This is a genomic window from Bradyrhizobium sp. B097 (assembly GCF_038957035.1).
In the GTDB taxonomy this organism is placed as follows: Bacteria; Pseudomonadota; Alphaproteobacteria; order Rhizobiales; family Xanthobacteraceae; genus Bradyrhizobium.
In genome coordinates this window covers 8328719-8354464 of sequence record NZ_CP152412.1, presented here as the reverse complement: position 1 = coordinate 8354464, position 25746 = coordinate 8328719, and the positions used below count along the sequence as shown (strand labels likewise).

Sequence of the window (25746 nt, the reverse complement as noted above, 5' to 3'; positions counted from 1 at the left end):
AGCAATTTTGAGCAGACAGTCATTTTTCCGCAAGCGCTGCGCGTTTCTGCGTAGCTTGAACATCGAGCACTACGGCGAAACGCGGGTATGGATAGCCTATTAGGCAACCTCAAGGTCAAGAGCGGTGCAGCCTTCCGGCTCGCAACCGGCGGCCTGTCGCGTCTTGCCCTGACCACGGGCTCGATCCGCACCCAGATTCTGATTTTTTGCCTCGCGATGAGCGCCGTTGCCGTCGCGCTCGGCGGATACTCCATTCTTGGTATCCGCCATGCCGGCGATCTGGTGGCCAAGACGTTCGACGAATCCCTGATGTCGATTAATTACGCCCGCGCGGCCGGTGCGGACTTCGCCTCGATGCGGGTCGCGTCGTCGCAGCGTCTCTTGACCACAGATCCGGAAATTCACGCCAGCCTCGACAGCCAGATTGAAAAGCTCGCCAAGACGCTCTCGGAAGACTTGACGATCGCTGCCGACCGCTCGCAGTCCTCGCGGGCCGCGCAAGCCGCGGCAAAGGTTCAGGAAGCCGCCGACGCCTGGATGGCGCTGCATCGCCGGGCGATCGGATCGTCGCTCGAGGAGAATTCGGCGGCTGATCCGCATGCGCCGGGGACGACGGTCGGCGATGTCGATCGCTACTCCAAGATCGTCAGCCAGCAGGTCGAGCTCCTGGTCAACTATACCGCCGGCGACGGCTTTCTGTTCCGGCAAAAGGCGCTCTCGACGATCAAGCGGGATCTGCAGCTCAACGTCGCCGGGCTGACCGTCGCGCTGTTCCTGTCGGCGCTGTTCTCGTGGGTGTTGGCGCGCCGGATCATCGGGCCTGTCGCCATTGCATCGAGGGCCGCGCGGAGCATCGCCGGCGGCGACCTTGACGCGACCGTCCCCAAGGGCGGCACCGACGAGCTCGGCACGCTGCTGACCGCCATGGAAACCATGCGCGACAACATCAGGCGGATGGTCGATCAGGAGGTGTCGCAACGCCGCTCCGCGCAGGCGCGGCTTTCCGATGCGCTCGAAACGTCGCACGAAGGCGTCGTGCTGCTCGATGCGGATGGCCAGATCGCGCTGGCCAACTCGCGCGCCAGCGAATTCATCCGTCTCTCGCCGCAGCTTCTGCAGTCGGATCGGCTCGATGCGCCCAGCCTGGCGCCGGCCGACAGTGACTTCGATGGCTTCGCGAGCGAGGCGCAGCTTTCCGACGGGCGCTGGTTGCGTGTCAGTCGCAGCGAGACGCAGGAGGGCGGCGTCGTTCTTGTCTACAGCGACATCTCCGCGCTGAAGCAGCAGAAGGCCGAGCTGCATGAAACCAATCTGCGGCTCGACGCGGCGCTCACGCACATGTCGCAAGGGCTGTGCCTCTACAACAGCGAGGCGCGGCTGCAGGTCGCCAACCGCAGGTTCTGCGAGATCTTCGACATTTCGCCGGAGCTCGTCGTTCCCGGAATGACCATGGAGGACGTGCTCGGCCTCAGCGTCGCCGCCGACAATCACGGTGACCAGACCGTCGCCGACCTGCTGGCGGAACGCGAGCGATCGATGGCCCAGCACGAGGGCAACTATCTGCAGCATCTCAGCGATGGACGGATCATTGCCATCGCGCAACGGCCGACATCCGACGGCGGCTGGCTCGTCACCTGCGAGGATGTCACCGAACAGCAGCGGGCCGAGTCGCAGATCGCGTTCATGGCCCGGCACGATGCCCTGACCAGGCTGCCGAACCGGACGCTGCTGGCGGAACGGATCGAGCTGGCGGTCGCTCAGGTCGGCCGCGGATCCGGCTTCGCGGTATTCTGCCTCGATCTCGATAATTTCAAGCAGGTCAACGATACGCTCGGGCATCCGGTCGGCGACGAACTGCTGTGTGCGGTCGCCGACCGCCTCAATGCCTGCGTCCGCGAGGTCGACACCGTCGCGCGTTTGGGCGGCGACGAGTTCGCGGTCATTCAGTGTGGCGTCCAGGCCGGAGAGGAGGCCGAGCGCCTCGCTCGCCGCATCGTGGAATGCGTCGGTGCTCCGTACGAGCTGAACGGGCATCGCGTCGTGGTCGGATGCAGCGTCGGCATCTCGATGTCGCCGGTCGACGGCAGCACCGGAGAGAAGCTCCTGAAGAACGCCGACGTCGCCTTGTACCGCGCCAAGATGGAAGGCCGGGGTACCTGGCGCTTCTTCGAGCCCGCGATGGACGCCAGCCTGCAGCGGCGCCGGGCGATCGAGCTCGATCTCCGCGAGGCGATGGCCAAGGACGAGTTCTCGTTGTACTACCAGCCGCTTTACGATCTCCATCTCGACCGTATCTGCGGCTTCGAGGCGTTGCTGCGCTGGCATCACCCGAAGCGGGGAATGGTGGCGCCGGACCAGTTCATCCCGATCGCCGAAGAGATCGGCCTGATCGGCCCGTTGGGAGAATGGGTGCTCAATCGCGCCTGCGAGCAGGCCGTCACCTGGCCCAGCGAGATGAAGCTCGCGGTCAACGTCTCCGCGGTCCAGTTTCGCGACCCCGACTTCATCGACGTCGCCGTCAACGCGCTCACGGCGTCGAAATTGTCACCGCGCCGGCTGGAGCTCGAAATCACCGAATCCGTCTTCCTCGCGAACAGCAGCGAGACGCTTGCAACGCTGCACAAGCTGAAGGCGCTGGGACTGCGCATCGCCCTGGACGATTTCGGCACTGGTTATTCGTCGCTGAGCTATCTGCGCAGTTTTCCGTTCGACAAGCTCAAGATCGACAAATCCTTCGTGCGCGACGCGACCGCGACGCATGGATCGAAATCGATCGTGCGCGCCGTCATCAGTCTTGGCAGGAGCCTCGGCATGACCACGATCGCCGAAGGCATCGAGACCGTCGAGCAGCTGGACCACATGCGGGCCGAGGGCTGCAACGAGGCCCAGGGCTTCCTGTTCAGTCATCCGGTCCCGGTGACCGAGATCGCGGGCAAGATCCTCGAATTGAGAAACGGCTTCAAGCCGACTGCCGTCAAGCAGGCGATGGCGGGCTGATGGCGCGACCGTCGCGCAACGCGGCAGACAACGCTCTAACCTGACGACGGTCGATCGAGACGGGCGACGGTGTGCTCGATCCGCCGTGCGCGCGTCTCCGGCTTCTTGGCTTCGGTGATCGCCTCGACGTATTCTCGCTGGTGCGAGTAGCTGAGCTGATCCCAGCGGGCTCGCGCAGCGGGGGTGAGCGCCTCGTCCAGGTCGGGCGGGATGTCGACAATGCGTTTCTCGGCATCGAGTTCGAGCGTGACCCGCAATGTCTCGCCGCCCGTTAGGCCCGCCGCCTCGCGGTTGCTCTTTCGCAAGGGAATGCAGACCTGCCCGCCCATCGAGGCGATCGTGCTTCGATAGGTGTAGCCGTTCAGCGTGACGAGAACCGGAGCGCGAACCTTCCCGAAAACGACCTTCGGATCGAACGTCACCGGTATGAAGCAGGCGCTGCCCTCCAGGACGATGGTGGCTTCAAACGTCTTCCTGGTCATGCTGCGCGATACCATTGTGGACCATCGCCGAATGAAAAAGGCGGCCCGATCGGGCCGCCCTTCCATTCTAGCATCGCGCTTGTCTAGCCGCCATTGCCGCCGATCACGGCGCGCACCGTGTTGTCGGGGCCGAAATCCTCGGCGCTGTCGACATAGAGCAACGCGGAGAGCTTCGATCGCGCGCGGTTGACGCGGCTCTTGATGGTGCCGACCGCGCAGCCGCAGATCGCCGCGGCATCCTCGTAGGAGAAGCCGGAGGCGCCAACCAGGATCAACGCCTCGCGCTGGTCCTGCGGCAGCTTTTCGAGCGCCGCGCGGAATTCCTCGAACTCCAGATGCGCTGTCTGCGACGGCTGGCTCTTCAGCGTCTTGGCATAATTGCCCTCGGCATCCTCCACCTCGCGCCGCCGCTTCCGGTAGTCGGAGCGAAACAGGTTGCGCAGGATGGTGAACAACCACGCGGGCAGGTTCGAGCCGGGCTGGAACGAGTCGATATTGGCGATCGCGCGCAGCAGGGTCTCCTGCACCAGATCGTCGGCACGGTCACCATTACCGGACAGCGAGATCGCGAACGCGCGCAGGCTCGGGACCGACGCCAGGATGTCGTCGCGAAGTTCATTCGTGAGAGGCATTAGTCCCCTCCATTGTTCTTGTCAGTATCGCCCCCGGCCACAGCCGCCGCGGCAGCCTCGGGTCCGTCGAGTTTGCGGATCAGCTCCGCAAAGCGGTCGGGCACCCCCTGCCGCACCACGTCGTCGTACATGGCGCGAAGCTGGTGGCCGATTCTCGATTGAATCTCGGCGTTGAGACCGCCCTGCTTCTTTACTTCCTTCATGATGTGATCCACGCTTCCCCGGGAGTGAAGTCTCTGATTTTCAAGTCGATTCCTCGAAAAAAGAGGCTGGCCGCGTTGCCTCGTCGGTCAGGAGCTAATGCAAAGTTGCGCAGAAAGTTCCGGAAGGCTGGAACTATTTCGTGGAACTTTTTTGGCGCTCGCGCGTAGTCGGGCATGCAGGGGAACCTGGGGCGCCCCAAAATGGTACGCCGCCCCAGGGTACGGGTTTCAGGCCGGTTGGCCTCACGAACAAGGATGGAGTGGGAATGTCCCGATCACAGATCGTTGCCGAACACCTTCCGCTGCTGCGCCGTTATGCGCGCGCACTGACCGGAAACCAGGCGTCCGGGGACGCCTATGTCGGGGCCATGCTCGAGGCCCTGTTGCAGGACGGATCATTGCTGGACCAGAGCCACGGTCCGCGCGCCGGCCTGTTTCGGCTGTTCACCCAGATCTGGAATTCGGTGTCGGTGAACAACAACGACAATGCCGAGGTGGCGACGCTCTCGTTGCCGCCGGAGCGCCGGCTCTCCAACATCACGCCGCTGCCTCGGCAGGCCTTCCTGCTGCTGTCGCTGGAAGGCTTCTCGGAGGAGGAGGTCGGCTACATTCTCGGCACCGACATTGCCGAGACCCGCAAGCTGACCGATGCCGCCGGCCGCGAGATGGCCGCCGAGATCGCCACCGATGTCCTGATCATCGAGGACGAGACCTTCATCGCCATGGACCTCGAGAGCCTGGTGAAGAATCTCGGCCACAACGTCATCGGCGTTGCGCGCACCCATTCCGATGCGGTGGCGCTCGCCAAGAACAAGAAGCCCGGCCTGATCCTCGCCGACATCCAGCTCGCCGACGGCTCGTCCGGCCTCGATGCGGTCAACGAGCTGCTGCGCACCTTCGAGGTGCCGGTGGTGTTCATCACGGCCTATCCCGAGCGTTTCCTGACCGGCGAGCGGCCGGAGCCGGCGTTCCTGATCTCGAAGCCGTTCCAGCCCGCAATGGTGTCGGCGGTGGCGAGCCAGGCGCTGTTCTTCCAGCGCAACTCGCGCAACCGCACGCCGCGCGCGGCGTCGGCATGAGCTAAGTTTACGCAAGAGGGCAAAGTGCAAGCCGGCGTATCGAAAGGTACGCCGGCTTTTTCTTGAGCAAGGCTGCGTCGCGCGTCGAAACTATTTGCGGGTGACGTGCACCGGCATCGTGCTGAGCGCGCGCAGGCCCGAGCTGTCGCGGAAGGCTGTGGGACCCGCAATGTCGAACTGCTTCACGCGGCTGGCGAGCGCTGCGATCACGGCCTCCGCCTCCAGCCGCGCCACCATCTGCCCGACGCAGCCGTGGATGCCGACGCCGAAGCCCATGTGTCCGGACAGCCGCCGCCTGATGTCGAACTGGTCGGGATGCTCCCAGCGCGTCGCGTCGCGGTTGGCGGAGGCGAGCAGCAGCAGCACCTTCTCGTGCTTGCCGATCCCAACGCCCGCGATCTCGGTGTCATGCGGCGTGGTGCGGAACACGAACGGCGCCGGTGAATCGAAGCGCAGCGTCTCGTCGAACGCCGCGCGCGACAGCGCCGGGTCGGCAGCGAGCAATGCCCATTGCTCCGGATGGCGCGCGAGCGTGTACAGCGCCATGCCGATCGCGCTGATCGTGGTGTCGAGCCCGGCCGAGAGCAGCGAGCGCACCAGCAGCGGAGCTTCCTCGGCGCTGATCTCGCCGGCGTCGGCCGCCTCGTAGACCTGCGCGCCAAAGCTGCCCGGCCGCAGCGCCTCGCGCTGGCAGCGCGCCGCAACCCAGGGCAGCACGCGCGGCGCCTCTTTCATCAGGTCGCGGAAATAGTCGTTCTCGGGCCCGAAGCCGGCGAACACCATCGCGCCATAGGTCAGGAAGTTCTCGCGGCCCTCCTGGTCGATGCCGAGCGCGTCCGGAAACACGCTGACCGGAAACACCTCGGCGATGTCCTTGATCGCATCGAACGAGCCGCGCTCGACCAGCCCGTCGATCAGCCGTGTTGCCGTGGCCTTGAAATCATCGGCGAGCCGCCGCATCGCGCCGGGCGAGAGGATCCGCGCCAGCACCGCGCGGGTCCGCGTATGCAGCGGCGGATCGGCTTCTAGCACGATGCTCGGCGGCCGCCACGGCGTTTCCTTGAAGTGGTTCGCAAGTCCGGCGCCGCCGGCGTTGCTGAAATTGACATGGTCTCCGAAGATCGTCTTGACCTCGGCAAAGCGCGGCACCGCCCAGATGTCATATCTGGTCAGGCGAACGACAGGCGCCGCGGCACGCAGCGCCGCGTAGGTGCCGTAGGGATCGGCCCGGGTCGCCGGGCTGAACGGATCGAAATCGCTGCGGACAATTTCGCCGGCGAGGGGGCTCGCAAGGGCGCTCATTGCATCCTCCCGTTTCTTGATCGGTTAATTGACCATAGTCAATTAAATCGGCTATGGCAAGGGGAGCCTCGTTTCGATTCCATCGGAGCGGAAAAGGCTCTAGAGCGTTTTCGAGCGAAGTGGGTACCGGTTCGCGTGAAGAAAACGCGTCAAAACGAGAAGCTAGAGCTTCGGTTCTGATTCAATCAGAACCGAAAGTGCTCTAGGAGACGGCGATGTCGATCGAGGAGCGATCCAGCAAGGGTGCGCGGCGCTTTCAGCGCAGGGCGCGTCAGGAGGCCGACAAGGAGGCGCTGAAGGCGTTGATCCTCGAGACCGCGCGCAAGGAGTTCGCCGCCGGTACGCTCGAGACCGTCTCGATCCAGAAGATCGCCGATGCGATCGGCTATTCGAAGGGCACCGTCCTCAAATATTATCCGACCAAGCTGCTGCTGCTGCTAGCGGTGAAGCAGCAGAATCTCGAGGCGGTTGCCGAACAGCTCGAACGGGTCCGTGCGCAGACTGCCGACAGTGATCTGCGGCTGCGGCGGGTGATGGAAACCTATCTCGACTATTGGGCCGACAATCCCGATCATTTCCGTTCGCTGTTCTCGATGTCCGGCACGGTCGAGGACCGGCGGTTTCCCGACGGCGTCTATTTCGGCGAGACCGAGATCGCGCGCCGCAGCTACGAGCTGTTCGTGGTCTCGGTGCGGGAATATCTCGCGGCGCACGGCGCCGAGCCGGCGTCCGGCCTGCCGCCGCGGCTCGCAACTGCGCTGCTTGCGGCCGTGCACGGCGTGATCGCGCTCGCGCTCGGCACGCCGACCATGAAACTGCCCGACATGCGCGGCACCGGCCGTCTGCTGATCGCAAGCCTGATCGATGCCTGGACCAGCAAGCTTGCCGCCGCGCGGAAAAGCCAGGGCTGGCCGCGGGTCTCGATCGGCACCTTTGCCTGACGGAATGGTATCCGAAGCTACACGCCGATGCGGCATGCGCGCTGCGATGTGGAATCGCGCGCCTCCGCCTGCTAAGCGCGGCCGATGGATACGACGCAACGCGACCGAACGATCGGTTTTCTCTGCCTGGTGGTGACGGCGTTCGGCTGGGCCCTGAACTGGCCGCTGATGAAGCTGTTGCTGCAGCAATGGCCGCCGCTGTTCGCCCGCGGGCTGGCCGGCACCTGCGCGGCGGCGATCCTGGGCACGCTGGCGCTGGCCCGGGGCCAGTCGCTCGCCGTGCCGCGCGAGGCGCTCCCGCGGCTGTTGTTCGCCTCCTTCACCAACGTCTTCGCCTGGATGGGCTTTGGCACCATCGCGATGAAATTCGTTACGGTCGGTGAGGGCGCGCTCCTCGCCTACACCATGCCGATCTGGGCGATGCTGTTCGCCTGGCCGGTGCTGCACAGCCGCCCGACGCTGCGGGACCTGGCGGCGCTGGTGCTCGGCGTCGCCGGTGTCGCGCTCCTGCTCGGCGGAGGCGGCTTTGCGTTCAGCGCCGACAAGCTCACCGGCATCGCGCTTGCGCTCGCCTGCGCCATCCTGTTCGCGCTCGGCAACGTGCTGAATCGCAAGCCGCTGCCGATGCCGCCGCTTGCGGTGGTCGCCTGGCAGGTCGGCATCGGCTGTCTGGTGATGCTGCTGCTCGGCGTTCTGTTCGAGCACCCGAACTATGCCGCGATCACGCCGTTCGGCCTCGGCTGCTTTGCCTATATGACGCTGATGCCGATGGGCATCTGCTATCTCACCTGGTTCGAGACGCTGCGCCGCCTGCCGCCGACATCGGCGTCGACCGGCATGCTGCTGGTGCCGGTCGTCGGTGTGATTTCGGCCGCGATCATCCTCGGCGAGCCGCTGGGCCTGCGTGAGATCGGCGCGATGGTGCTGACGCTAGGCGGCGTGACGCTGGCGCTGCAGCGGGCGTGAGGAGGCGGCCGAGGGAACCGACGTTCACGCGACGCGTTCTCCTGAAAAGGGAGCTTGGCCATGCGCAAGGCGATCGCGCGGCTTGATGCGGAGCAGAAGGCGCAGCTGCTTTATCTCGCAGATCTCGGAACGGCGATGTTCACCTCGGCGCTTGTGGTCTGCACGCTGAAAGCGGTCGTGGACCTCTTCGTCGCCGGCTGAACCGTCGCATCAGCGCCAACGCGCCGCTACTTCTCTTGCGGCGCGTCGCCCTGGGTGTGCCCATCCGGCCCCCGGTCAAACACCCCATACTCGCTCGACTTGACCCCGGCCCCTCCATCGACGCCGTTGCCGGCCAGACCGAGCCTGAGCAGCTCGCGCACCGCCGCGGCACGGGTCGGCATGCGGTGCTTGAAGCGGAAATCGTCGAGAGCCGATAATTCTTCGGGGGAAAGCATCACTTGAAGACGTTCAGCGCGAAGCTCATTCATCGCAAATCGCCCAGAATTAGTTAGTTGAGTAATTTGCTAAACGAACCAATTCGCGGTGGGTTCCGCAGCTTGAGATAAAAACGTCGATTGAGTAAGTTAATCAAACAAAATCAATGGCTTACAAGAAAGACTAAGGGAACGATCCGGCTGCCTCTCCGTTGTCTGGCGGGAGTGACGCCATGACCAATCACGTCAAGCTGCCCCGCAAGCTATCCGAGGAGCCGGAAGCGCCGGAACCGCGGCGTCCGAGCCACGCACGGGTGATCGATCAACTGGACCGCTGGGCCAATAGTCCCGGTCTGCAACCGCCAAGGGTGAGTGATGCAGAAGACGATTCGGAAGCGGAAGCGATCTGAGCCCCACACCTTCGAGCAGCGCCTCGAAGAACACCGGGTGCGGCTCGAGCGCCAGCTCGCGGAATTGCCGCGCGGCGCCAAGCGCGAACAGATCGCCGCGCGGATCGATCAGCTGCGGACCGCCGTCGAGCTGAACACGATGCTGTCGATGAATGAGTGAGAACAGCCCCGGCGCGGCGGGATGGACCATTGGCTCCCGCCGCGTCGGACGGAGCCGCTCAGCAACCGCGGCAGACTGAATTCAGCTTTGCTTTGAGGCCAGGGTCGTCCCACGGCATGACAGCATTGAAAGTGATCGGCAGAACCAATTGGAAGTCTTGGCCATTCGTGTCGACAGGGGGCGGTGGGTAGGGCTCAGCCCGCCTAACGATCGCCAACGCTTCGGTATCGAGCGCCGGGACGCGGCCATTCTCCACAAGCCAGCTCGTCACCAGCTTGCCGCTGCGATCAAGCGAGATGCCGACTTTGACGGTGTAGGCATCGTCCGGTATCCGAATTGATTGGCGCTTGGTGTCCGACATCCGTGCCAATCGGCGTTTGGCGTCCTCAATAGCGCCAGTCAAGCGAGCGTAGACCTGCCTTTTCCAGCTTTCGGGGAAGTCGCCCTCGACGAAGGAAGGGCGCATAGCTCCAAAATGGAATGGGACGGTCAGGGTGGCCGAATCGTCCGGCACCTCCGCAGGCATCGCGGCAAAGGGCTGAGCGCGTTCAACGATAGCCAATGCCTCTGCATCGATCGCCGGGATACCGCTGGCCTCGACGAGCCAGCTCGCCATGAGATGACCTGCGCGATCGACCCTGAAGGCAACTTTGGCGGTGCCTTCCTGGCCGGGCGTCAACGCTGCTGGGTAGCGCCGAGCCTGCGTAAGACGAATGCTGATATCCCGCTTCCATGCCTCGGCCGAAGCGGAGGGCCGCGTCTCAGCGCCGTATTCCTCTGCGATTGTGGGAATTGTGGCAACCACGAGCAAGGCAATGCAAACAGCGACGCGTCGTAACATCCAGGTGCTGATCCAACTTCATAATCTACAAGAAGCACTCTATTCGCGCTTTGGTTGATTGCAAGGCGCGCGGCTCGCTACGCGGTGGAGATCCGTCAACGTCTGTCCGAAAACGGCTTGCCCGTATCTGCCACGCAGCGGGGCGAGCTATGGCCGGCCGCGGCCTACATTGCGGCCTCCGTTGCGCTCTCGATCCTCGCGCTGTTCGCCGGCCTGCTGCTGGTGCGGGCGTTCGCGGCTTGATCGCTTGAACGGCGGCCGGCGTGCGGGTTCGTCGTCCGGCCCGCGTGGGCGCCGTTCCAAAAAAGTGAAGGACCGGAGGTATCCTCTGCCGCCGGAATCCTTGGCGTGCCCGGGGCCAGCCGGTAGGATGGAACCCGGATCGCGGTCAGGGACCAAGGGAAAGACTGGGGAATGAAGCATGTCGACGTCGCGGTGATTGCTGCCACGCTGTGGCTGCTGGCGTCGATGGTGCTGGACATCCTGACGCCGAAGTCGATCACCGCGCTGATGATCGCCGCCGCGCTCGCGCCGCCGTTCCTGATCGGGATCGGCATCCATTTCGCACGCGAATATTTCAAGGCGAAGCGGCGCAGCTACCCGCCACCGCAATGGGACGAACGCTTCAGGAACTAAGCGGGGCAGGGCTGCGAGACGGCTGCATCGGCCGCATTGAACTGCGCACATGGCTTGCTAAGCTTGCGCCATGACCGAGCATCTCCCCGATACGATCAGCCGCCTCTACACCGACCCTGGCGAATATGTCGACAGCGACCATCCCGCCGTCGAGGCGTTCGCCCGCGCCGCCGTCCCGGCCGACGCCGGCGCCCGCGACATCGCGAGCCGGCTCTACACCGCGGTGCGCGACGGCATCCGCTACAACCCCTATGTCAGCATGCGCTCGGCGGAGAGCTACCGGGCCTCCAGCGTGCTCGCCGCCGGCAATGGCTACTGCGTCGGCAAGGCAGCGCTCTATGCCGCCGCCTGCCGGGTCCACGGCATCCCGGCCCGGGTCGGCTTCGCCGACGTCCGCAACCATCTCACCACCGAGAAGCTGCGCCAGAGCATGGGCTCGGACCTGTTCACCTGGCACGGCTTCACCGAAGTGTTCGTCGACGGCGCCTGGCGCAAGGCGACCCCGACCTTCAACGACACGCTGTGCGCCAAGCTCGGCGTCAAGCCGCTCGATTTCGACGGCCATTCGGATGCGCTGCTGCACCCGTTCGACGGCGCGGGGCGCGCCTACATGCAATACGTCAACGACCACGGCACCTATCACGACGTCCCGGCCAAATTCCTGATGCGCGAGATGGCGCGCGAATACGCCAACATGCAGGGCGAGGACATGTCCGGCCGCGACATGGAGCGCGAGGCGGCGGAGCAATAGCGCGGGCGTGCCGCGGAACGTGGCGCGCTGACGGAAGCCGTCCTGGGTGAACGTGCGCCGGCTGAGGGGGCGGTGTCATGGATGCGGAGCTGCCGAAAGGTGAGGTCGGCCGCCCGGCCCCGGGCTGGGAGGACGCGGTCGCGCTGACGGGGTTCATCCTGGTCGCGGTCGGGCAGGCCTCCAACCAGGTGCTGGCGCGCGGCCTGGCCGGCTCGGTGCCGCCGTTCTCGCTGGCCTTCTTCCGCTGGAGCATTATCGCCATCGGCCTCGCGCCGTTTGCGATCGCGGCCGTGAGGGATGGCAAGATCCCGCTGGCGCAGAATTTCTGGCCGATCCTCGCCGCGGGCTTCCTCGGCATGTTCCTGTGCGGCGGCCCGGTCTACATCGCCGGCATCACCACCACCGCGATCCATATCGCGCTGATCTTCGCGCTGTCGCCGATCATGGTGCTGTTGATTTCAGCCGCGCTCGGCATCGAGCATATCGGTCCGCTGCAATGGCTGGGCACGGCGCTGGCGCTCGCCGGTGCGCTTTTGATCGTCTCGGGCGGGCATCTGGAAACGCTGACGCGATCGAGCGCGGCCTGGGGCGATCTCCTGGTGGTGTGCGCGATGCTCGGCTGGTCCGGCTATACGCTGGTGCAATCGCGCGTCGCGCCGCGCGCCTCGCTGCTGGCGCGGGTCAGCCTGTTCTCGGCGGCCGGCGCGCTGTGCTCGCTGCCGCCGGCGCTCCAGGAAATGTGGACGACGCCGTCTGCGGTCTTCAACGCCCGGGCGTTCGAGGCCTATGTCTTCGCCGGCCTCGCGCCTGGCCTCGCCGCCTATGCCGGCTTCGCCTGGCTCGGCGCACGGTTCGGCTCGGTACGGACGTCGCTCGTGCTCTATGTCGCGCCGATCGCGAGCGCGCTGCTGTCCTGGATCATCCTTGGCGAGCCGCCGAAGCTGATCCACCTGGTTGGCGGCTTGCTGATCCTCGGCGGCGTCTGGGCGAGCCTGCGCAAATAGATCCAGCTCCTTCCGGGGGTGCAACCTTTTCCAGCCTCGTGCGTTGAATCCAGCGTTGATTCAAGAGCTTAGTTGGAGGTCGCATGAATCTTACTCCCCAGCAGCGCAAGGTTCGTAACGAGCAGCGTCAGCAAGACGCATCGCAGGCGATGAAGGAGCACCTCGCCCACGAGAAGGCGTTCTACAACAACTTCCACCGCCTCAAGGCCGAGCGGCAGGCGCGTGAAGCCGCGGAATCACGGAAGCCATCCGCTGCAAAGCAAGCGCAGTGAGCCACATCCATCGTCCGGATTGCAGCGATCTGACCGACCGAGAAGGAGCCGAAGCGAGGGGGCGAGCGCAAGCGCGTTCGCCCGAATGACGCGATGAAATCTCCAGGCTTATGGAGGACGTCAGATGTATTTTGCCGTTCAGAAAACGGTCACTTGCAAATGCGGCGAGCCCTTGAGCGAATTGATGCTCGTCGACGACCAGACGACTGGAATCAAGTTTCATGTCGGTCGTTGCCTGTCCTGCCGTGAAGTGACGGTCGTTCGATCCCAGGACATGCCATCAAACGACAATGCCTGAAGCAGACGGTCCTCTCGCTCGGCGGAAGGGCCGCTCCTTCAGCGCCGGGCTTCAATTACGACGGCTGAGTGACAGGCCCACTGACGCATCGTTTGCGGCAACCTCGAAAACAACCGCCGAAAAAAGAGCAGGGCGCGACCGGCATCACCACGGTCGCGCCCTACGTCGCCGGTCAATGGGGCAGGGGGAATAACCGGCTCTTCCAATGACTCGCAGACCCCCGGACTCGTTCCGCGGGAATCAAAATTTTTTCGTACACGGTTAAGTGATGGCCGGACGCGAGAACCCCACAGGTTTCGCTCGCGTTGTGTCCGTGATCGCCAACGGGAATTTCCATGGGGCGAGGGACATCACCATGTCAAAGATTCAAAAGGGAATTTTCGCTGCGTTGGCGGCGGGACTGACGCTTGGCGCGGTCCAGCTGGCGTCCGGCCACGATCTCATTGGCGGACAGCAGGTCACCACCCAATTGGCACCGGAGAGCGCGGTCAATCGCGCCGCCAAGACCGACCGTGCCGCGGTTCCGATCACCGGCCTGCCAAGCCGGACGGTTGCGCTGAAGGTTGATCGGCTTCCCGATACGTCGGTCCTGGTCCGCGTTCCCGTGGCGCGGGAAGAGGCCCGCAATCACCCCGCAGCGCCCGCCCGGGCGCGGCCCGGCGACACCCGCAAGGTGGCCTGCGAGCCCGTGGTCAGCGTCCTGACCGAAGTGGCCAAGCTGCTGCAGCCCGGCCGCTGCGTGACCTGAGCACCCCTTGAACGGTGTCATCGCCCGGCTTGACCGGGCGATCCAGTATTCCAGAGACAGTCATTGTTGAGCCGATGGGCCGCGGCGCACTGGATCGCCCGGTCCCGTCTCCGCCAAGGCTTCGACGAGGCCATGGATCCCTGGCGCGCCGAAGCTTTAGCGAAGGCGGCAAGCCGGGCGATGACAGCAGTGCTTGTTGGTGACTATTCCTCTTCGTCCGGCTCGCTGCTGCCGGCGGCGCTGCGGCTTGCCATCAGGCCGAGCGCGAGGCCGCCGACCGCTAGGATCGGGATCAGCCGCTTCACGCCGATGGCGCGCACGATCTGCAGGCCGGTGGCGATCAGTGCGGGGTCGGCGAACATTGTCGCCGCGGCCGATTTCGCGGCCTTGGCCGCTTTCTCCGCGCGGCGGCGCATCTCTCGCTTGCGCGCCATGTAAACGGCAATGGCGATCAGCGTGACGACCAGGAACACCGCGGCGCCGGACAGGCACGCCTCCACCGGACCATAGTGCTGCAGCACATAGACGAAGGCGGCCGCGCACAGGAAGGCGATGGTGATGAACAGCGCGATCGCGGCGGCGGCCGCGAGCGAGGTCAGCCGCAGCGCGCTGCCGGTGGATTGCTTGACGTCATCGATCAGCCGCTGAAGCATTGCCAAGCCTTGTCCTGAGTCTTGCCTTGAAGAGCGCATCGACAAACGAGGCGGCGGCGCGCCAGCGCTGCCATCGCGTCCAGAGCGGTGGTTTGCGCATGACCTAGCGGCGCCAGGTGAGGCCGATCAGAAAGCCGAGGCCGAGTGCAAGGCCGACGGTCGCCAGCGGCCGCTGCGTGATCACCTCTTCCAGCGATTCCTCGATCGAGGATGCCGCATCCTGTGCCGCGCCCATCATCGCGCTGCCGCGCTCCGACATGTCGTCGAGCGTCGATTCGGCGTTGGCGCGCGCATCCTTGTAGCGGCGGCGGGCCTGCTTGCCTGCGTTGTTGGCAAACGAGTTGAGCGCGTCGGTGATCTGTTCGGTGAGGGCTGCGATATCGTTCTTCACGGCGGTGACATCCTTTTCGAGGCGTTCGTAGGTCGCGTTATCCGTCATGGTCCTGATCCCAAATGCGCTGTCCGTGCTCGACATCGAAAGCTCCCGGAGCACGTGCGTGTCCGGAGAAAAACGCTTCGCACCATGCAAAGGTTCCCGATGCGAAACCGAGGTTAGTCCTCAGGCAGCTGCGGCGAATTGACCGGCATCAAATGGTCTTTCACGATCAACGCCACGATCAGCAGCGGTGACGACAGGAAGGCGCCCATCGGGCCCCACAGCCAGGTCCAGAATGCGAGCGCGAGAAAGACTGCGAGCGCATTCAGCGACAGCCTGCGGCCGACGATCGTCGGTGTCACGAAATGCCCTTCCATGAAGGTCACGACGGCAAAACACGCCGGCGCGATCAGCCCCGCGCCGATGGTCGGCGAGGAGACGATGCCGACCGCGACCAGCACCACGAACATCGCGACCGGGCCGATGATCGGTATGAAATTCAGTGTCGCGGCGAGCGCGCCGAGCCCGGCCGCGTTGGGCGTGCCCGCCGCCGCGCAGATCGCACCGGTGACGATGCCGACGCCGGCATTGATCATGGTCACCGTCAGCAGATAATTGCCGAGGTGCGTTTCGAGCTCGTTGAGGATTCGCAGCGTGCGCAATCGTGCCGCGCGGTCGTTGAAGGTCATCACCAGCCCGCGTCGCAGATCCTTCCAGCTCGCGATGAACAGGATCAGGGTGGCGATGAACAGCAGGAATTCGGCGAAGGTCGGCGACACGAATTCCAGCGTCGGCTGCACCCATTCGAATTTCGGCAGCTGGAGGTTGGCGAGCGTATCGGGGGCGCCGACCATGCTCTGCAGCTCCTGCCACAGCGCGAGCGGCCGGTCGAACACATGCAGCTTCTCTTTCAGGATCGCGCCGAGCTCGGGCAGCCGCGAGCTCCATTCCATCACAGGCGAGGCGATCAGTCCGACCATGAAGCTGACGGCGGTGCCGACTGCGATCACGATTAGCACCGCGCCGAGCGCGCGCGGGATCCGGTAGCGCTCGAGCAGGCTCGCCGCCGGCGACAGCATGGTGCCGACGATGAAAGCCATGGTGATCGGAAGGAAGACCGCGCGCGCCAGATACAGCACCGCCACCACGGCGATCACCAGCAGCGCGACCAGCGCGAAGGCGACGACCTCGGCGCGGCTGATCAACGGTGGCGTTTCGGTTTTGCTGTCGGGGAGGGGCGTGCCTTCGGGCGCGTTGCCAAGCATACGTTCACCCGGAAAGGCGCGCACCAGACTCCTCCCGAATGGGGACAAATGAATTTCGCGTCAAATTGCGCACGACAACGGCGTCGCCCCGGCAAAGGTTCCATCGCGCGCTCGTGAGAGATGGCGGGTTGACAATCGCGACTTCGCGACGATTCGCGGCGGAACTGTCTGACGGTCACGCGCGTTGGTTGGTCATCGCATCACCATGATGCGCATCCCGTCCAGGGGCAGCACATGACACAGCAGTCTCTTTCCAGCCGCCGGCTTGCGTCGCGCGCCGCGCGCACCCTTGTCCGCACCTTTGCTTTCGCCAGCGTCCTGCTCGCGACGCCATTCATTGTCGCCAATTCGGCGAGCGCTCAAGGGCGCTCCTCCGCGCTCGGCTATGCGTCGACGCAGCCGGGCGGATTCCCCTCCGACGAGGTGATGAACGATCCCTCGACCGAGGACGGCGCGCTGCCGGAGCGGCTGCGCCGCACCACCGTCGCGCTCAACACGTCAGAGGCGCCCGGCACCGTCATCATCGATACCGGCAACACCGCGCTGTACTACGTGCTCGGCGGCGGCCGGGCGATCCGCTACGGCGTCGGCGTCGGCCGTGAGGGCTTCACCTGGGCGGGCACCCAGACCATCAGCCGCAAAGCCGAGTGGCCGGACTGGCATCCGCCGGCCGAGATGATCAAGCGCCAGCCTTATCTGCCGCGCTTCATGGCCGGCGGCCCGGGCAACCCGCTCGGTGCACGCGCGATGTATCTCGGCTCCAGCGAGTACCGCATCCACGGCACCAACGATCCGTCGACGATCGGCAAGTTCGTGTCGTCGGGCTGCATCCGCCTGACCAACGAAGACGTCTCCGACCTGTTCAGCCGGGTCGATGTCGGGACCAAGGTGGTGGTGCTGCCGAAGAACGGGCCGCATCTCGCCGCACGCGAGCTCGGCCCGACCACGACGCAGATCTCGGTCCGGCCGGCGCCGATGCAGCCGCGCCCCGCGGTGATGACGCTGCCTTCCGGCCGTCAGGCGTTGAACATCCCGGCGACTTCCTCGTTGTACTAGAGCGTTTTCGAGCGAAGTGGATACCAGTTCGCGTGAAGAAAACGCGTCAGAACAAGAATTTAGAGCCGCGTTCCGATTCAATCGGAACGGGGCTCTCGGGATCGGCGTTGGACTGAGGGTTGGTGATGGTGAAGCGGCACGTGAGGCGGTTGGCGTTCGGGACGGCGGCAGTGCTTGGCCTGTTGCTTGCGCCCGCTGCGCAAGCCCAGGATTTCTTCTCGCAACTGTTCGGCGGCTTCATGCAGGGCCGTCCGCCGGTGATCCGGATGCCGTTCGATGACGGGCCGGCGCCTGCGCCGCGGGCCGAGCGGCGCGCGCGCTATGACGGCGGCCAGGCCTATTGCGTGCGTACCTGCGATGGCCGCTATTTCCCGCTGGCGGCGACCGGCAACCAGAGCAAGGCGGAGAGCTGCAACAGCTTCTGCCCGGCGAGCGCGACCGAAGTGGTCTATGGCGGCAATATCGACAACGCCGCGACCGAAGACGGCAAGCCGTATTCCGAGCTGCCGAACGCATTCCGCTATCGCGACGAGATCGTTTCGGGCTGCACCTGCAACGGCAAGGACACTGTCGGGCTCGCCACGGTGAAGATCGAGGACGATCCGACCTTGCGCAAGGGCGACATCGTCGTCGGCAAGGACGGGTTGATGTCCGTCGGCCGCCCGGACCGGCGCGGAGCATCCCTCAACTTCACGCCGGCGCCGGATCGCATCCGCGCCAAGTATCAGCGCGCGCCGGTGCTGGCGCGCGAATAGCGTCGATCAAGCGAGGTCGGCCACTTTCGGTTCCGCGGTCAGGAACCGGACTCCTCGTCGCACGTTAGCAACGGGCGAACAGCACATTCACCGATGCCATCAGGGGGCCCCGCATGCTCGTCGGCGTACTCGTCACTTTCCTTGTCACCATTCTCGTTCTTTATCTCATCAACATGCTGCCACTCGACGGCCGCGCCAAGCAGATCGCGCGCGTCGTCGTCATCATCATCGGCATCGTCTCGCTGCTGAAGTATCTCGCGGTGTTTTAAGGCCGTGTACCCCATAGAATGGAGTTATGTCCTGTGAGACGCTTGATGTGCGCTTGCTCGCCAACGGCGGCTCGATAGCGTACGTCGCTGTAGGTCGTCCAAGGGACAACTGCACTGCCGAACACTGGTGTGGAATTCCGGAGCTCAGGGAGCAAGCCCTTAGCCAGGAAGTCCTGCATTTCGCAACGCATAGCACATCTTTCCGCGATACGACGGAGCGAAGCACCACATCTTGTAATAGGCGTCCGCTTCGCGGACGGTAAAACCGGGCCTCATCTTGAGCAAGGTTGCGATGTGCGCTTTCGCTTCATTCGGCCGGTCGAGGAACGGCAGCGTATAGGCCATGTGAAGATGACTGATCCATAGCTGCTCCACATAGGACTGGCGAAAGGCATCAAAGGCCTCGGCGTATTTTCCGTATGCAAAGGCCCGTTTGGCGGACGCCCACCACCACCAGCGGGGCGTGCTGGGGGCGGTCAACGCGATGCCTTTCTCGGCAAGAGCGACACCTTCATCCCAAAAGCCCGCATACGCCATGAGGTTGCCGAGTGGGCCAAGATTCTGGGGATCGTTGGGATTGAGCTCGATCGCCCGCATCGTCTCGATACGAAGCAGATCAGGTTGGCAGGCCATCCACGCCGCCCGCGCGACGAGGCCGCGAACGAACGCGTCGTTCGGTGCGATCTCGACCGCGCGGTTTGCGGCTTCAACCGCCATGTCGGCGAAGTAAAGGCGATCTTCGATGCTGCCAACCTCTCCGGTTGGGGAAGAAAAGCCCCACGTCCTTTGATTATTGAAGACGAGAACGAGCGCCGCCCATGCCGCCGCGTTTCGCGGTTCCTCGCGTGTAAGGCGCTCCAGGCATTCGCGGGCTTTGGCGACAGGATCAAGAATGGTTGCGTCCGTAGGAATTCCGATCACGCCCTGGACGATGCACTCATACGGCGTCAGCTCCGCGCTCGGTTTGTTCTGGATGCGTCTGTACTCGGCGGCACCGATCGCGCCCCAATAGCTGCCGATCATGGCGCTTGCTTGCCCGGATATCTCATCCTGAATCGCGAGCAGATTTGCTGGGGTTACGTCTACCTTGAAGGTCTTGGTCCAGAGCTGCGCGCCCGTCCGTGCATCGGTCAAATGCACGTCGACGCGAGTCAATGCGCCGTCCGACCGCAGATCGCCCTCGACGAAGTAGTCGACGCCGAGGGCGCGACCGAAGTCAGCGGTGCCTTCAAAACGATCCTTATAGGATTGCATGACGCTTCGAGCCAGAACGCGCAATTCACCGAAGCGTCCAAGCGCTAAGACAATCTGCCCAGTTAGACCATCCGCGAACCTGTCGAGGTTGCTGGCGTCCGTCTCGAAGGGCCAGACGGCGACCGTTGGACCCGTCGAGGAGCCTCGCCCGATCTCGATGGGGGGCTCGGGCAAGACGATCATGTAGCCGCGGCGGGCGACGGTGCGAACAAGATCGCGCCCGGCCTCGCCGAGCAAACGGCGGATGTCGGAGATGCACTGGGTGAGAGAATCTTCCGTGACCGTTAAGCCCGGCCAATTGGCGGCCAACAGCTCATCCTTGGAAACAACCCGCCCTGCGTTCTTCACCAGATGACGGAGCACACCAAAAGACCGGTTTCGCAGATCGACGCGGGCGCCGGTCCCATCGCGCAGCTCTTCCTGCCGAAGATCGAGGGTCAAATCGGCTATCTGGACCACATTCGGAATGCCCAGGCTGCCTGATCTGACGTCTTGAGGACGAATATTCACTTCTTACCCCGGCAGCGAACGAACGCTTTGACGTTCCCGCAAGATTGCACCCGGCCGATCGTCCTTGCAAGGCGATAGCAAGAGCAGGGATCGCCCAGATTTCAGAACAATTTCGGACGGCTTCACCGCAGTTTCAGGACGGAACGTCTCGGACTGCCTATGAATCTGCACATCTGATCGCGGAATATGAGCCCGCCCAAGCCCCGCAAGGCGCAGGCCAGCTTAGACCACGAATTTATCGAGGGGTTCAGCATGGTTGGCTGGGTTGTTTTGATCACCGGGGGACTGACGGGAATTGGGCGTGCCGCCGCCACGGCCTTTGCCAAGGAGGGCTCGATCGTCGTCGTCGCCGGGCGGCGAAACGAAGCCGGAGCAGAACTCGTCAAAGAACTTCGTGTTTTCGGTCCGGAAGCTGAATTCTTGAACGCCGATGTTCGCAAAGAAGACGATGTCCGCGCGTTGATCGACAAGACCGTCGCGCGTTTCGGTCGCCTCGACGTTGCCGTGAACAACGCGGGTACTGAGGGGACTCCGGGCCCCGTGACCGAGCAAACGCCGGAAACATACGCCGCGACTTTCGACACCAACGTCCTCGGCGTACTCCTTTGCATGAAGCACGAGCTGCGCGTGATGCAGTCCCAGGGCTTTGGCAACATCGTCAATATCTCATCGACCATGGGCAGTCGCGGCGCGCCGAACGCATCGCTTTACGTCGGCAGCAAACACGCAGTCGAGGGCCTCACCAAAGCCGGCGCGCTGGAGGCTGCTGCTTTCGGCGTACGCGTCAACGCCGTCGCACCCGGTCCCGTCGAGACCGCCATGCTCGATCGTTTCACAGGCTCCAGCGACCGCAAGGCTGGATTGGTCGCGGGTATTCCGCTTCGGAGGGCAGGCAAGCCCGAAGAACTCGCGGACACGATCCTCTTCCTTTCCTCGGACAAGGCGTCATTCATCACCGGGCAGATCATCAACGTCAATGGCGGTAAGACGGCCAGTTGACAGCCAGGGAACTCTCCATATCGCCGTCCTTTTTTCACTTCAGCAAGGGAAACTCAACGTGTCGAAGAAACTTGAAGGCAAGACAGCGCTCGTGACGGGCGCTTCACGTGGTATCGGCGCAGCGATTGCAAAGCGTCTCGCTGCCGACGGCGCCAAAGTGACCCTCACCTACAGCAAGGGCGCAGATGCCGCCGCTGCCGTAGTCATGGCGATCGAAGGCGCTGGCGGAAAAGCAATCGCGGTGCAGGCCGATGCCACCGATCCCAAGGCCGTCCAGGCCGCCGTCGATAAGGCGGTGAGCGTATTCGGCAAGCTCGACATTCTCGTGAACAATGCGGGCACCGCGATCCCCAAGAAGTTCGAAGAGACGACGCTTGAGGAGATGGATCAGGTGATCAACCTCAACATCCGTGGCGTATTCGTCGCCACGCAAGCGGCCCTCAAGCAGATGAACAACAGCGGCCGCATCATAACGATCGGCTCTTGCGTCGGTGAGCGCATGCTGACGCCGGGCCTCGTGCCGTACTCGGCTACAAAGAGTGCGATCCGGATGTTCACCCAAGGCCTTGCGCGCGAGGTCGGTGATCGCGGCATCACCGTGAACAACGTGCAGCCTGGCCCGATTGATACCGATCTCAACCCTGCATCCGGCGACTGGGCAACCCCGCAGAAAGCCGTGACCGCGCTCAACCGTTACGGCAAGGCTGAAGAGGTGGCAGCGCTGGTCTCGTTCGTCGCGAGCCAGGAAGCCTCCTATGTCACCGGCGCCAATCTCACGGTGGATGGCGGTACCAACGCCTAACGACAACGGCGTTCGTCAGACAGGCAAACTGAAGCGCATCAGTGGTTGTCAGAGAAATCCTTCATTCACAAATTGGGACCGATAACATGGCCGACGACAATCACTACACCGCTCCAACCAAATTTGTTGAAGCCAACGGCATCCGCTTCGCCTATCGGCGTTTCGGCAAGACGGGCGGCGTGCCGATCATCATGAACATTCACTTTCGCGGCACCATGGACCACTGGGATCCCGCAATAACCGACGGGCTGGCCGAGCGCCGCGAAGTGATCTTGTTCGACAACGCGGGCGTCGGCGCGAGCTCGGGCGAGGTGCCGGCGACTTTCCCCGACATGGCAAGGGACGCGATCGCCTTTATCAAGGCACTCGGGATCGGCAAGGCCGACGTCCTGGGATACTCGATCGGCGGCAAGATCGCCCAGGAGATCGCCGTGCAAGCGCCGGACGTGGTGCGCAAGCTGCTACTGGTGGGCACCGGCCCGCGCGGTGCCGACACCGCGGCCAGCAAATCGGCGGAGATATTTTCCGCGACCTATGATCCGCCCGAACATCTTTGGATCGCCGCGCATTTCTCGCCCTCTGCCGCCGGACGGGCGGCCGGTCTCGCGTATCTCGAACGCAAGCACCGCAGGCGGGACCGCAGTCCGGAGGTCAGCGAGATATCCGCCGCAACCCAGTACCAGGCGATCATCAAGTCGAACGAGAAGGTCGATGGCGTTCTGGATTATCTGAGTGAAATTCGTCACCCGACGCTCGTCGTGCATGGCCACAACGACCTGGTCATTCCCACGATCAATGGCTTCACGTTGCAACAGCACCTGCCGAACGCACAGCTCATCATCTATCCGGATTCCAGCCACGGACCTTTCTACCAGTATCCGGAACTCTTCCTGGCCCACGCTTCGCTGTTCCTGGATGCGTGACACGCGGTGACGCCACCGATCCGGTAGGCGGCTTATCCCAGCACACGGTCAGCGGCGGTCCTCGCTAACTCAACCTGATTGGCCAGCTCATAACCCAAGGAGGATTCTCATGAATTAATGCGCGGGTGGGTGACACTGCGTGGTGTGACGCCTTCAATCGAGAATCATCCTCATCGTCGGCCCTGCCTAGAGCGCGATTGCGCAGGGGAGCAGGGACCCATAACCACAGATGCCAATTGTTGGGCGATGCTGAACGACGAGTCCCTTCAACAAGGTCCGCCGCGGCTTATGGATCCCTGCTTTCGCAGGGGCGACCGGGTCGCAGGGGCGACCGGGTTGGAGGAACCGCAGACTCACATCACGATTTCGGAATAATGGAAAAATACCGCTGAGTTGCCCGACGTGTCAAGTTGCCGTGCCCGCCGGCTACTGTGCATGGGGTTGTTTTCGATATTTTGGTGGTACGCCCTGCGACGGCGGGCTCGCGGGCGCCAACAAAAAAGCCCCGGCTCATCGCCAGGGCTTTTGGTGTGATCGCGGTTGAGAAGATCAGCCCGCGGCCTTGGCCTCGCGGCGGCGCGCGGTGAGGATGTATTCGGTGTAGCCGTTCGGCTGCGTCCGTCCCTCGAACACGAGGTCGCAGGCCGCCTTGAAGGCGACGCCGTCGAACGCCGGCGCCATCGGCTTGTACATTGCATCGCCGGCGTTCTGCTTGTCGACGACGACGGCCATGCGCTTCAGCGACTCCATCACCTGATCCCTGGTGATGACGCCCTGATGCAGCCAGTTCGCCAGATGCTGGCTCGAGATGCGCAGCGTCGCGCGGTCTTCCATCAGGCCGACATCGTGGATGTCGGGCACCTTGGAGCAGCCGACGCCCTGGTCGATCCAGCGCACGACGTAGCCGAGGATGCCCTGGCAGTTGTTGTCGATCTCCTGCTTCACGTCATCAGGCGCCCAGTTCGACTGCGACACCGGAATGGTGAGGATGTCGGAGAGTTTGGCGCGCGGCCCGCCCTTGGCGAGCTCCTGCTGCCGGGCGGTCACGTTGACCTGGTGATAGTGCAGGGCGTGCAGCGTGGCCGCGGTCGGCGACGGCACCCAGGCGGTGGTGGCGCCGGCCTGCGGATGGCCGATCTTCTGCGTCAGCATGTCGGCCATCTTGTCGGGCGCCGCCCACATGCCCTTGCCGATCTGGGCATGGCCGGGCAGGCCGTCGATCAGGCCGTTGTCCACGTTCCAGTCCTCATAGGCCTTGATCCAGGGCTGCGCCTTCATGTCGTTCTTGCGGATCATCGGACCCGCTTCCATCGAGGTATGGATCTCGTCGCCGGTGCGGTCGAGGAAGCCGGTGTTGATGAACATGATGCGCTTGGAGGCGCGCTGGATGCAGGCCTTGAGATTGACCGTGGTACGGCGCTCCTCGTCCATGATGCCGACCTTCAGCGTGTTCTCCGGCAGGCCGAGCATCTTCTCGACCTCGGCGAACAGGTCGCAGGTCAGCGTCACCTCGTCGGGGCCGTGCATCTTCGGCTTGACGATATAGGCCGAGCCGGTGCGGCTGTTCTTGACCTTGGAATTGCCCTTGAGGTCGTGGATCGCGAGCAGGCCGGCGACGGCGGCGTCGAGAATGCCTTCCGGGATCTCCTCGCCCTTGGCGTCGAGCACCGCGTCGGTGAACATGTGGTGGCCGACATTGCGCATCAAGAGCAGGCTGCGGCCGTGCAGCTTCAGCTCGCTGCCGTCGGGCTTCTTGTAGACGCGGTCGGCATTGAGCGAGCGCGTCAGCGTCTTGCCGCCCTTGTCGAAATCGGCCGACAGCGTGCCGTTCATCAGGCCGAGCGTGTTGCGATAGACCAGCACCTTGTCCTCGGCGTCGACGGCGGCGACCGAGTCTTCCATGTCGAGAATGGTCGAGACCGCCGACTCCAGGATCATGTCGGCGACGCCGGCCGGATCGTCCTTGCCGATGACGTTGCTGCGGTCGACCTTGACCTCGACATGCATGCCGTTGTTGACGAGCAGGATCGCGGTCGGCTGGGCAGCGTCGCCGAGATAGCCGGCGAACTGGGCGGCGTTCTTCAGCGCGGTCGAATTGCCGCTCTTCAGCTTGACCGAGAGCTGGCCCGCGATCACGGCGTAGGAGGTCACGTCGGTGTGGCTGCCGGTCGCGAGCGGCACGGCGGCATCGAGGAACGCCTTCGCCTTCGCGATCACCTTGTCGCCGCGGGCCTTGTTGTAACCCTTGCCACCCTCGCTCGGATCATGCGGGATCGCGTCGGTGCCGTAGAAGGCATCGTACAGCGAACCCCAGCGCGCGTTGGCGGCGTTCAGCGCGTAGCGGGCGTTGGTCAGGGGCACCACGAGCTGCGGGCCGCAGATCTTGCCGATTTCCTCGTCCACATTCGATGTCTCGACCTTGTGGGTCGCCGGCTCCGGCAGCAGGTAGCCGATGTCCTTCAGGAACGCGGTGTAGGCGTTGAGGTCGAACGCCTTGCCCTTGTTGGCGCGATGCCAGTCGTCGATCTTGGCCTGCAAGGTGTCGCGGACCGCGAGCAGCTCGCGGTTCTTCGAGCCGAGCTTCTGGATGATGGCGGCGAGTCCTGCCCAGAACGCGTCAGGCGCGATCCCGGTTTTCGGCGTCGCCTCCTTGGCGATGAAATCGAACAGGACAGGGGCGATCTTCAATCCATGGGCATCGACACGAGTCATGATGGGCTTTCTCAAAGAAATGGGGCGTTTAGGG

Annotated in this window: 31 protein-coding genes; 20 read left to right on the top strand and 11 right to left on the bottom strand. The window is 64.0% G+C overall.

Features of this window, described 5'->3' with window-relative positions; genetic code table 11:
* The first annotated feature begins 87 nt into the window (after positions 1-87).
* Positions 88-2997 carry an EAL domain-containing protein gene (locus AAFG07_RS38450; RefSeq protein WP_342724797.1) on the top strand — a complete coding sequence of 970 codons (2910 nt, stop codon included), beginning with the start codon at positions 88-90 and terminating at the stop codon, positions 2995-2997.
* Positions 2998-3032: 35 nt separating this feature from the next.
* On the opposite strand, the gene AAFG07_RS38445 is transcribed toward AAFG07_RS38450, so the two are convergent.
* Genes AAFG07_RS38445 through AAFG07_RS38435 form a run of 3 tightly spaced genes read right to left on the bottom strand, consistent with a single transcriptional unit; the run spans position 3033 to position 4314 of the window.
* Positions 3033-3545, bottom strand: coding sequence for a YdeI/OmpD-associated family protein (locus AAFG07_RS38445; RefSeq protein ID WP_342724796.1), 513 nt, complete (start codon positions 3543-3545; stop codon positions 3033-3035).
* A gap of 17 nt (positions 3546-3562) precedes the next feature.
* Positions 3563-4111 carry a sigma-70 family RNA polymerase sigma factor gene (locus AAFG07_RS38440; RefSeq protein WP_092118964.1) on the bottom strand — a complete coding sequence of 183 codons (549 nt, stop codon included), beginning with the start codon at positions 4109-4111 and terminating at the stop codon, positions 3563-3565.
* A complete protein-coding gene (locus AAFG07_RS38435) occupies positions 4111-4314 on the bottom strand; it encodes a NepR family anti-sigma factor (RefSeq protein ID WP_018269610.1) in 204 nt (67 codons plus the stop codon). Before AAFG07_RS38435 ends, AAFG07_RS38440 begins: the two co-directional genes overlap by 1 nt.
* Positions 4315-4580: 266 nt before the next feature.
* On the opposite strand from AAFG07_RS38435, the gene AAFG07_RS38430 reads away from it, so the two are divergent.
* Positions 4581-5393, top strand: a complete 813-nt coding sequence (locus AAFG07_RS38430) for a response regulator (RefSeq protein WP_342724795.1) — start codon at positions 4581-4583, stop codon at positions 5391-5393.
* 90 nt (positions 5394-5483) lie between these two features.
* Here AAFG07_RS38430 and AAFG07_RS38425 read toward each other — a convergent pair whose 3' ends face one another.
* A complete protein-coding gene (locus tag AAFG07_RS38425) occupies positions 5484-6695 on the bottom strand; it encodes a cytochrome P450 (protein WP_342724794.1) in 1212 nt (403 codons plus the stop codon).
* Positions 6696-6910: 215 nt separating this feature from the next.
* On the opposite strand from AAFG07_RS38425, the gene AAFG07_RS38420 reads away from it, so the two are divergent.
* The 3 genes from AAFG07_RS38420 to AAFG07_RS38410 all read left to right on the top strand — a co-directional run bounded on the left by AAFG07_RS38420 (position 6911) and on the right by AAFG07_RS38410 (position 8803).
* Positions 6911-7636, top strand: coding sequence for a TetR/AcrR family transcriptional regulator (locus AAFG07_RS38420; RefSeq protein ID WP_342724793.1), 726 nt, complete (start codon positions 6911-6913; stop codon positions 7634-7636).
* 84 nt (positions 7637-7720) lie between these two features.
* Positions 7721-8602, top strand: a complete 882-nt coding sequence (locus tag AAFG07_RS38415; protein WP_342724792.1) for a DMT family transporter — start codon at positions 7721-7723, stop codon at positions 8600-8602.
* Between the two features lie 60 nt (positions 8603-8662).
* Positions 8663-8803 (top strand): hypothetical protein, encoded by a 141-nt coding sequence (locus tag AAFG07_RS38410; protein WP_173643732.1) that lies wholly within the window; start codon positions 8663-8665, stop codon positions 8801-8803.
* A gap of 26 nt (positions 8804-8829) precedes the next feature.
* Here the strand turns inward: AAFG07_RS38410 and AAFG07_RS38405 are convergent, their stop codons facing one another.
* Complete coding sequence (locus AAFG07_RS38405; RefSeq protein WP_342724791.1) at positions 8830-9072, bottom strand: hypothetical protein; 243 nt, start codon at positions 9070-9072, stop codon at positions 8830-8832.
* 179 nt (positions 9073-9251) lie between these two features.
* Here AAFG07_RS38405 and AAFG07_RS38400 point away from each other — a divergent pair, with 179 nt between their 5' ends.
* Positions 9252-9428 (top strand): hypothetical protein, encoded by a 177-nt coding sequence (locus tag AAFG07_RS38400; RefSeq protein ID WP_171947849.1) that lies wholly within the window; start codon positions 9252-9254, stop codon positions 9426-9428.
* Positions 9394-9588, top strand: coding sequence for a hypothetical protein (locus AAFG07_RS38395; RefSeq protein ID WP_342724790.1), 195 nt, complete (start codon positions 9394-9396; stop codon positions 9586-9588). The genes AAFG07_RS38400 and AAFG07_RS38395 overlap by 35 nt, the downstream gene beginning before the upstream one ends.
* Before the next feature lie 58 nt (positions 9589-9646).
* On the opposite strand, the gene AAFG07_RS38390 is transcribed toward AAFG07_RS38395, so the two are convergent.
* Complete coding sequence (locus tag AAFG07_RS38390) at positions 9647-10429, bottom strand: energy transducer TonB (RefSeq protein WP_342724789.1); 783 nt, start codon at positions 10427-10429, stop codon at positions 9647-9649.
* A gap of 117 nt (positions 10430-10546) precedes the next feature.
* Here AAFG07_RS38390 and AAFG07_RS38385 point away from each other — a divergent pair, with 117 nt between their 5' ends.
* From AAFG07_RS38385 to AAFG07_RS38355, 7 genes are all read left to right on the top strand, one after another.
* Entirely contained in the window at positions 10547-10672 is a 126-nt protein-coding gene (locus AAFG07_RS38385) for a hypothetical protein (RefSeq protein ID WP_342724788.1), read from the top strand.
* A gap of 171 nt (positions 10673-10843) precedes the next feature.
* Complete coding sequence (locus tag AAFG07_RS38380) at positions 10844-11065, top strand: hypothetical protein (RefSeq protein ID WP_342724787.1); 222 nt, start codon at positions 10844-10846, stop codon at positions 11063-11065.
* 70 nt (positions 11066-11135) lie between these two features.
* Entirely contained in the window at positions 11136-11816 is a 681-nt protein-coding gene (locus AAFG07_RS38375; protein WP_342724786.1) for a transglutaminase family protein, read from the top strand.
* A gap of 77 nt (positions 11817-11893) precedes the next feature.
* Positions 11894-12820 carry a DMT family transporter gene (locus AAFG07_RS38370; RefSeq protein WP_342724785.1) on the top strand — a complete coding sequence of 309 codons (927 nt, stop codon included), beginning with the start codon at positions 11894-11896 and terminating at the stop codon, positions 12818-12820.
* An 83-nt stretch (positions 12821-12903) separates the two neighbouring features.
* Positions 12904-13092: a hypothetical protein gene (locus AAFG07_RS38365; RefSeq protein ID WP_342724784.1), complete on the top strand. Its 189-nt coding sequence runs from the start codon at positions 12904-12906 to the stop codon at positions 13090-13092.
* 124 nt (positions 13093-13216) lie between these two features.
* Complete coding sequence (locus AAFG07_RS38360) at positions 13217-13390, top strand: hypothetical protein (protein WP_342724783.1); 174 nt, start codon at positions 13217-13219, stop codon at positions 13388-13390.
* A 355-nt stretch (positions 13391-13745) separates the two neighbouring features.
* Positions 13746-14138, top strand: a complete 393-nt coding sequence (locus AAFG07_RS38355) for a hypothetical protein (protein WP_092118931.1) — start codon at positions 13746-13748, stop codon at positions 14136-14138.
* Between the two features lie 203 nt (positions 14139-14341).
* Here AAFG07_RS38355 and AAFG07_RS38350 read toward each other — a convergent pair whose 3' ends face one another.
* The 3 genes from AAFG07_RS38350 to AAFG07_RS38340 all read right to left on the bottom strand — a co-directional run bounded on the left by AAFG07_RS38350 (position 14342) and on the right by AAFG07_RS38340 (position 16456).
* Complete coding sequence (locus AAFG07_RS38350) at positions 14342-14791, bottom strand: hypothetical protein (protein WP_342729367.1); 450 nt, start codon at positions 14789-14791, stop codon at positions 14342-14344.
* Positions 14792-14894: 103 nt separating this feature from the next.
* A complete protein-coding gene (locus AAFG07_RS38345) occupies positions 14895-15266 on the bottom strand; it encodes a DUF883 family protein (RefSeq protein WP_342724781.1) in 372 nt (123 codons plus the stop codon).
* Between the two features lie 77 nt (positions 15267-15343).
* Positions 15344-16456 (bottom strand): AI-2E family transporter, encoded by a 1113-nt coding sequence (locus AAFG07_RS38340; RefSeq protein ID WP_342724780.1) that lies wholly within the window; start codon positions 16454-16456, stop codon positions 15344-15346.
* A gap of 210 nt (positions 16457-16666) precedes the next feature.
* On the opposite strand from AAFG07_RS38340, the gene AAFG07_RS38335 reads away from it, so the two are divergent.
* From AAFG07_RS38335 to AAFG07_RS38325, 3 genes are all read left to right on the top strand, one after another.
* The gene (locus tag AAFG07_RS38335; protein WP_342724779.1) at positions 16667-17488 is read left to right on the top strand and encodes a L,D-transpeptidase; all 822 of its coding nucleotides are present in this window, start codon (positions 16667-16669) and stop codon (positions 17486-17488) included.
* 125 nt (positions 17489-17613) lie between these two features.
* On the top strand, positions 17614-18243 hold the full coding sequence (locus AAFG07_RS38330; RefSeq protein WP_342724778.1) for a DUF2865 domain-containing protein: 630 nt from the start codon (positions 17614-17616) through the stop codon (positions 18241-18243).
* A 113-nt stretch (positions 18244-18356) separates the two neighbouring features.
* Complete coding sequence (locus tag AAFG07_RS38325; RefSeq protein WP_342724777.1) at positions 18357-18512, top strand: Thivi_2564 family membrane protein; 156 nt, start codon at positions 18357-18359, stop codon at positions 18510-18512.
* Between the two features lie 159 nt (positions 18513-18671).
* Here AAFG07_RS38325 and AAFG07_RS38320 read toward each other — a convergent pair whose 3' ends face one another.
* The gene (locus AAFG07_RS38320; protein ID WP_342724776.1) at positions 18672-20276 is read right to left on the bottom strand and encodes a winged helix-turn-helix domain-containing protein; all 1605 of its coding nucleotides are present in this window, start codon (positions 20274-20276) and stop codon (positions 18672-18674) included.
* A 186-nt stretch (positions 20277-20462) separates the two neighbouring features.
* On the opposite strand from AAFG07_RS38320, the gene AAFG07_RS38315 reads away from it, so the two are divergent.
* From AAFG07_RS38315 to AAFG07_RS38305, 3 genes are all read left to right on the top strand, one after another.
* Entirely contained in the window at positions 20463-21275 is an 813-nt protein-coding gene (locus AAFG07_RS38315) for a glucose 1-dehydrogenase (protein ID WP_342724775.1), read from the top strand.
* Entirely contained in the window at positions 21253-22077 is an 825-nt protein-coding gene (locus tag AAFG07_RS38310; protein ID WP_342724774.1) for a 3-oxoacyl-ACP reductase family protein, read from the top strand. The genes AAFG07_RS38315 and AAFG07_RS38310 overlap by 23 nt, the downstream gene beginning before the upstream one ends.
* Before the next feature lie 86 nt (positions 22078-22163).
* Positions 22164-23000 (top strand): alpha/beta hydrolase, encoded by an 837-nt coding sequence (locus AAFG07_RS38305; RefSeq protein WP_342724773.1) that lies wholly within the window; start codon positions 22164-22166, stop codon positions 22998-23000.
* A gap of 549 nt (positions 23001-23549) precedes the next feature.
* Here the strand turns inward: AAFG07_RS38305 and AAFG07_RS38300 are convergent.
* A complete protein-coding gene (locus AAFG07_RS38300; protein ID WP_342724772.1) occupies positions 23550-25712 on the bottom strand; it encodes a malate synthase G in 2163 nt (720 codons plus the stop codon).
* Between the last annotated feature and the right edge of the window lie 34 nt (positions 25713-25746).

Excerpts from the sequence above, each read along its gene's own strand:
- AAFG07_RS38450 (WP_342724797.1), top strand. The coding sequence starts at position 88 with ATGGATAGCCTATTAGGCAACCTCAAGGTCAAGAGCGGTGCAGCCTTC.
- AAFG07_RS38445 (WP_342724796.1), bottom strand. The coding sequence starts at position 3,545 with ATGGAAGGGCGGCCCGATCGGGCCGCCTTTTTCATTCGGCGATGGTCC.
- AAFG07_RS38440 (WP_092118964.1), bottom strand. The coding sequence starts at position 4,111 with ATGCCTCTCACGAATGAACTTCGCGACGACATCCTGGCGTCGGTCCCG.
- AAFG07_RS38435 (WP_018269610.1), bottom strand. The coding sequence starts at position 4,314 with ATGAAGGAAGTAAAGAAGCAGGGCGGTCTCAACGCCGAGATTCAATCG.
- AAFG07_RS38430 (WP_342724795.1), top strand. The coding sequence starts at position 4,581 with ATGTCCCGATCACAGATCGTTGCCGAACACCTTCCGCTGCTGCGCCGT.
- AAFG07_RS38425 (WP_342724794.1), bottom strand. The coding sequence starts at position 6,695 with ATGAGCGCCCTTGCGAGCCCCCTCGCCGGCGAAATTGTCCGCAGCGAT.
- AAFG07_RS38420 (WP_342724793.1), top strand. The coding sequence starts at position 6,911 with ATGTCGATCGAGGAGCGATCCAGCAAGGGTGCGCGGCGCTTTCAGCGC.
- AAFG07_RS38415 (WP_342724792.1), top strand. The coding sequence starts at position 7,721 with ATGGATACGACGCAACGCGACCGAACGATCGGTTTTCTCTGCCTGGTG.
- AAFG07_RS38410 (WP_173643732.1), top strand. The coding sequence starts at position 8,663 with ATGCGCAAGGCGATCGCGCGGCTTGATGCGGAGCAGAAGGCGCAGCTG.
- AAFG07_RS38405 (WP_342724791.1), bottom strand. The coding sequence starts at position 9,072 with ATGAATGAGCTTCGCGCTGAACGTCTTCAAGTGATGCTTTCCCCCGAA.
- AAFG07_RS38400 (WP_171947849.1), top strand. The coding sequence starts at position 9,252 with ATGACCAATCACGTCAAGCTGCCCCGCAAGCTATCCGAGGAGCCGGAA.
- AAFG07_RS38395 (WP_342724790.1), top strand. The coding sequence starts at position 9,394 with ATGCAGAAGACGATTCGGAAGCGGAAGCGATCTGAGCCCCACACCTTC.
- AAFG07_RS38390 (WP_342724789.1), bottom strand. The coding sequence starts at position 10,429 with ATGTTACGACGCGTCGCTGTTTGCATTGCCTTGCTCGTGGTTGCCACA.
- AAFG07_RS38380 (WP_342724787.1), top strand. The coding sequence starts at position 10,844 with ATGAAGCATGTCGACGTCGCGGTGATTGCTGCCACGCTGTGGCTGCTG.
- AAFG07_RS38375 (WP_342724786.1), top strand. The coding sequence starts at position 11,136 with ATGACCGAGCATCTCCCCGATACGATCAGCCGCCTCTACACCGACCCT.
- AAFG07_RS38370 (WP_342724785.1), top strand. The coding sequence starts at position 11,894 with ATGGATGCGGAGCTGCCGAAAGGTGAGGTCGGCCGCCCGGCCCCGGGC.
- AAFG07_RS38365 (WP_342724784.1), top strand. The coding sequence starts at position 12,904 with ATGAATCTTACTCCCCAGCAGCGCAAGGTTCGTAACGAGCAGCGTCAG.
- AAFG07_RS38360 (WP_342724783.1), top strand. The coding sequence starts at position 13,217 with ATGTATTTTGCCGTTCAGAAAACGGTCACTTGCAAATGCGGCGAGCCC.
- AAFG07_RS38355 (WP_092118931.1), top strand. The coding sequence starts at position 13,746 with ATGTCAAAGATTCAAAAGGGAATTTTCGCTGCGTTGGCGGCGGGACTG.
- AAFG07_RS38350 (WP_342729367.1), bottom strand. The coding sequence starts at position 14,791 with ATGCTTCAGCGGCTGATCGATGACGTCAAGCAATCCACCGGCAGCGCG.
- AAFG07_RS38345 (WP_342724781.1), bottom strand. The coding sequence starts at position 15,266 with ATGTCGAGCACGGACAGCGCATTTGGGATCAGGACCATGACGGATAAC.
- AAFG07_RS38335 (WP_342724779.1), top strand. The coding sequence starts at position 16,667 with ATGACACAGCAGTCTCTTTCCAGCCGCCGGCTTGCGTCGCGCGCCGCG.
- AAFG07_RS38330 (WP_342724778.1), top strand. The coding sequence starts at position 17,614 with ATGGTGAAGCGGCACGTGAGGCGGTTGGCGTTCGGGACGGCGGCAGTG.
- AAFG07_RS38325 (WP_342724777.1), top strand. The coding sequence starts at position 18,357 with ATGCTCGTCGGCGTACTCGTCACTTTCCTTGTCACCATTCTCGTTCTT.
- AAFG07_RS38315 (WP_342724775.1), top strand. The coding sequence starts at position 20,463 with ATGAGCCCGCCCAAGCCCCGCAAGGCGCAGGCCAGCTTAGACCACGAA.
- AAFG07_RS38310 (WP_342724774.1), top strand. The coding sequence starts at position 21,253 with ATGGCGGTAAGACGGCCAGTTGACAGCCAGGGAACTCTCCATATCGCC.
- AAFG07_RS38305 (WP_342724773.1), top strand. The coding sequence starts at position 22,164 with ATGGCCGACGACAATCACTACACCGCTCCAACCAAATTTGTTGAAGCC.
- AAFG07_RS38300 (WP_342724772.1), bottom strand. The coding sequence starts at position 25,712 with ATGACTCGTGTCGATGCCCATGGATTGAAGATCGCCCCTGTCCTGTTC.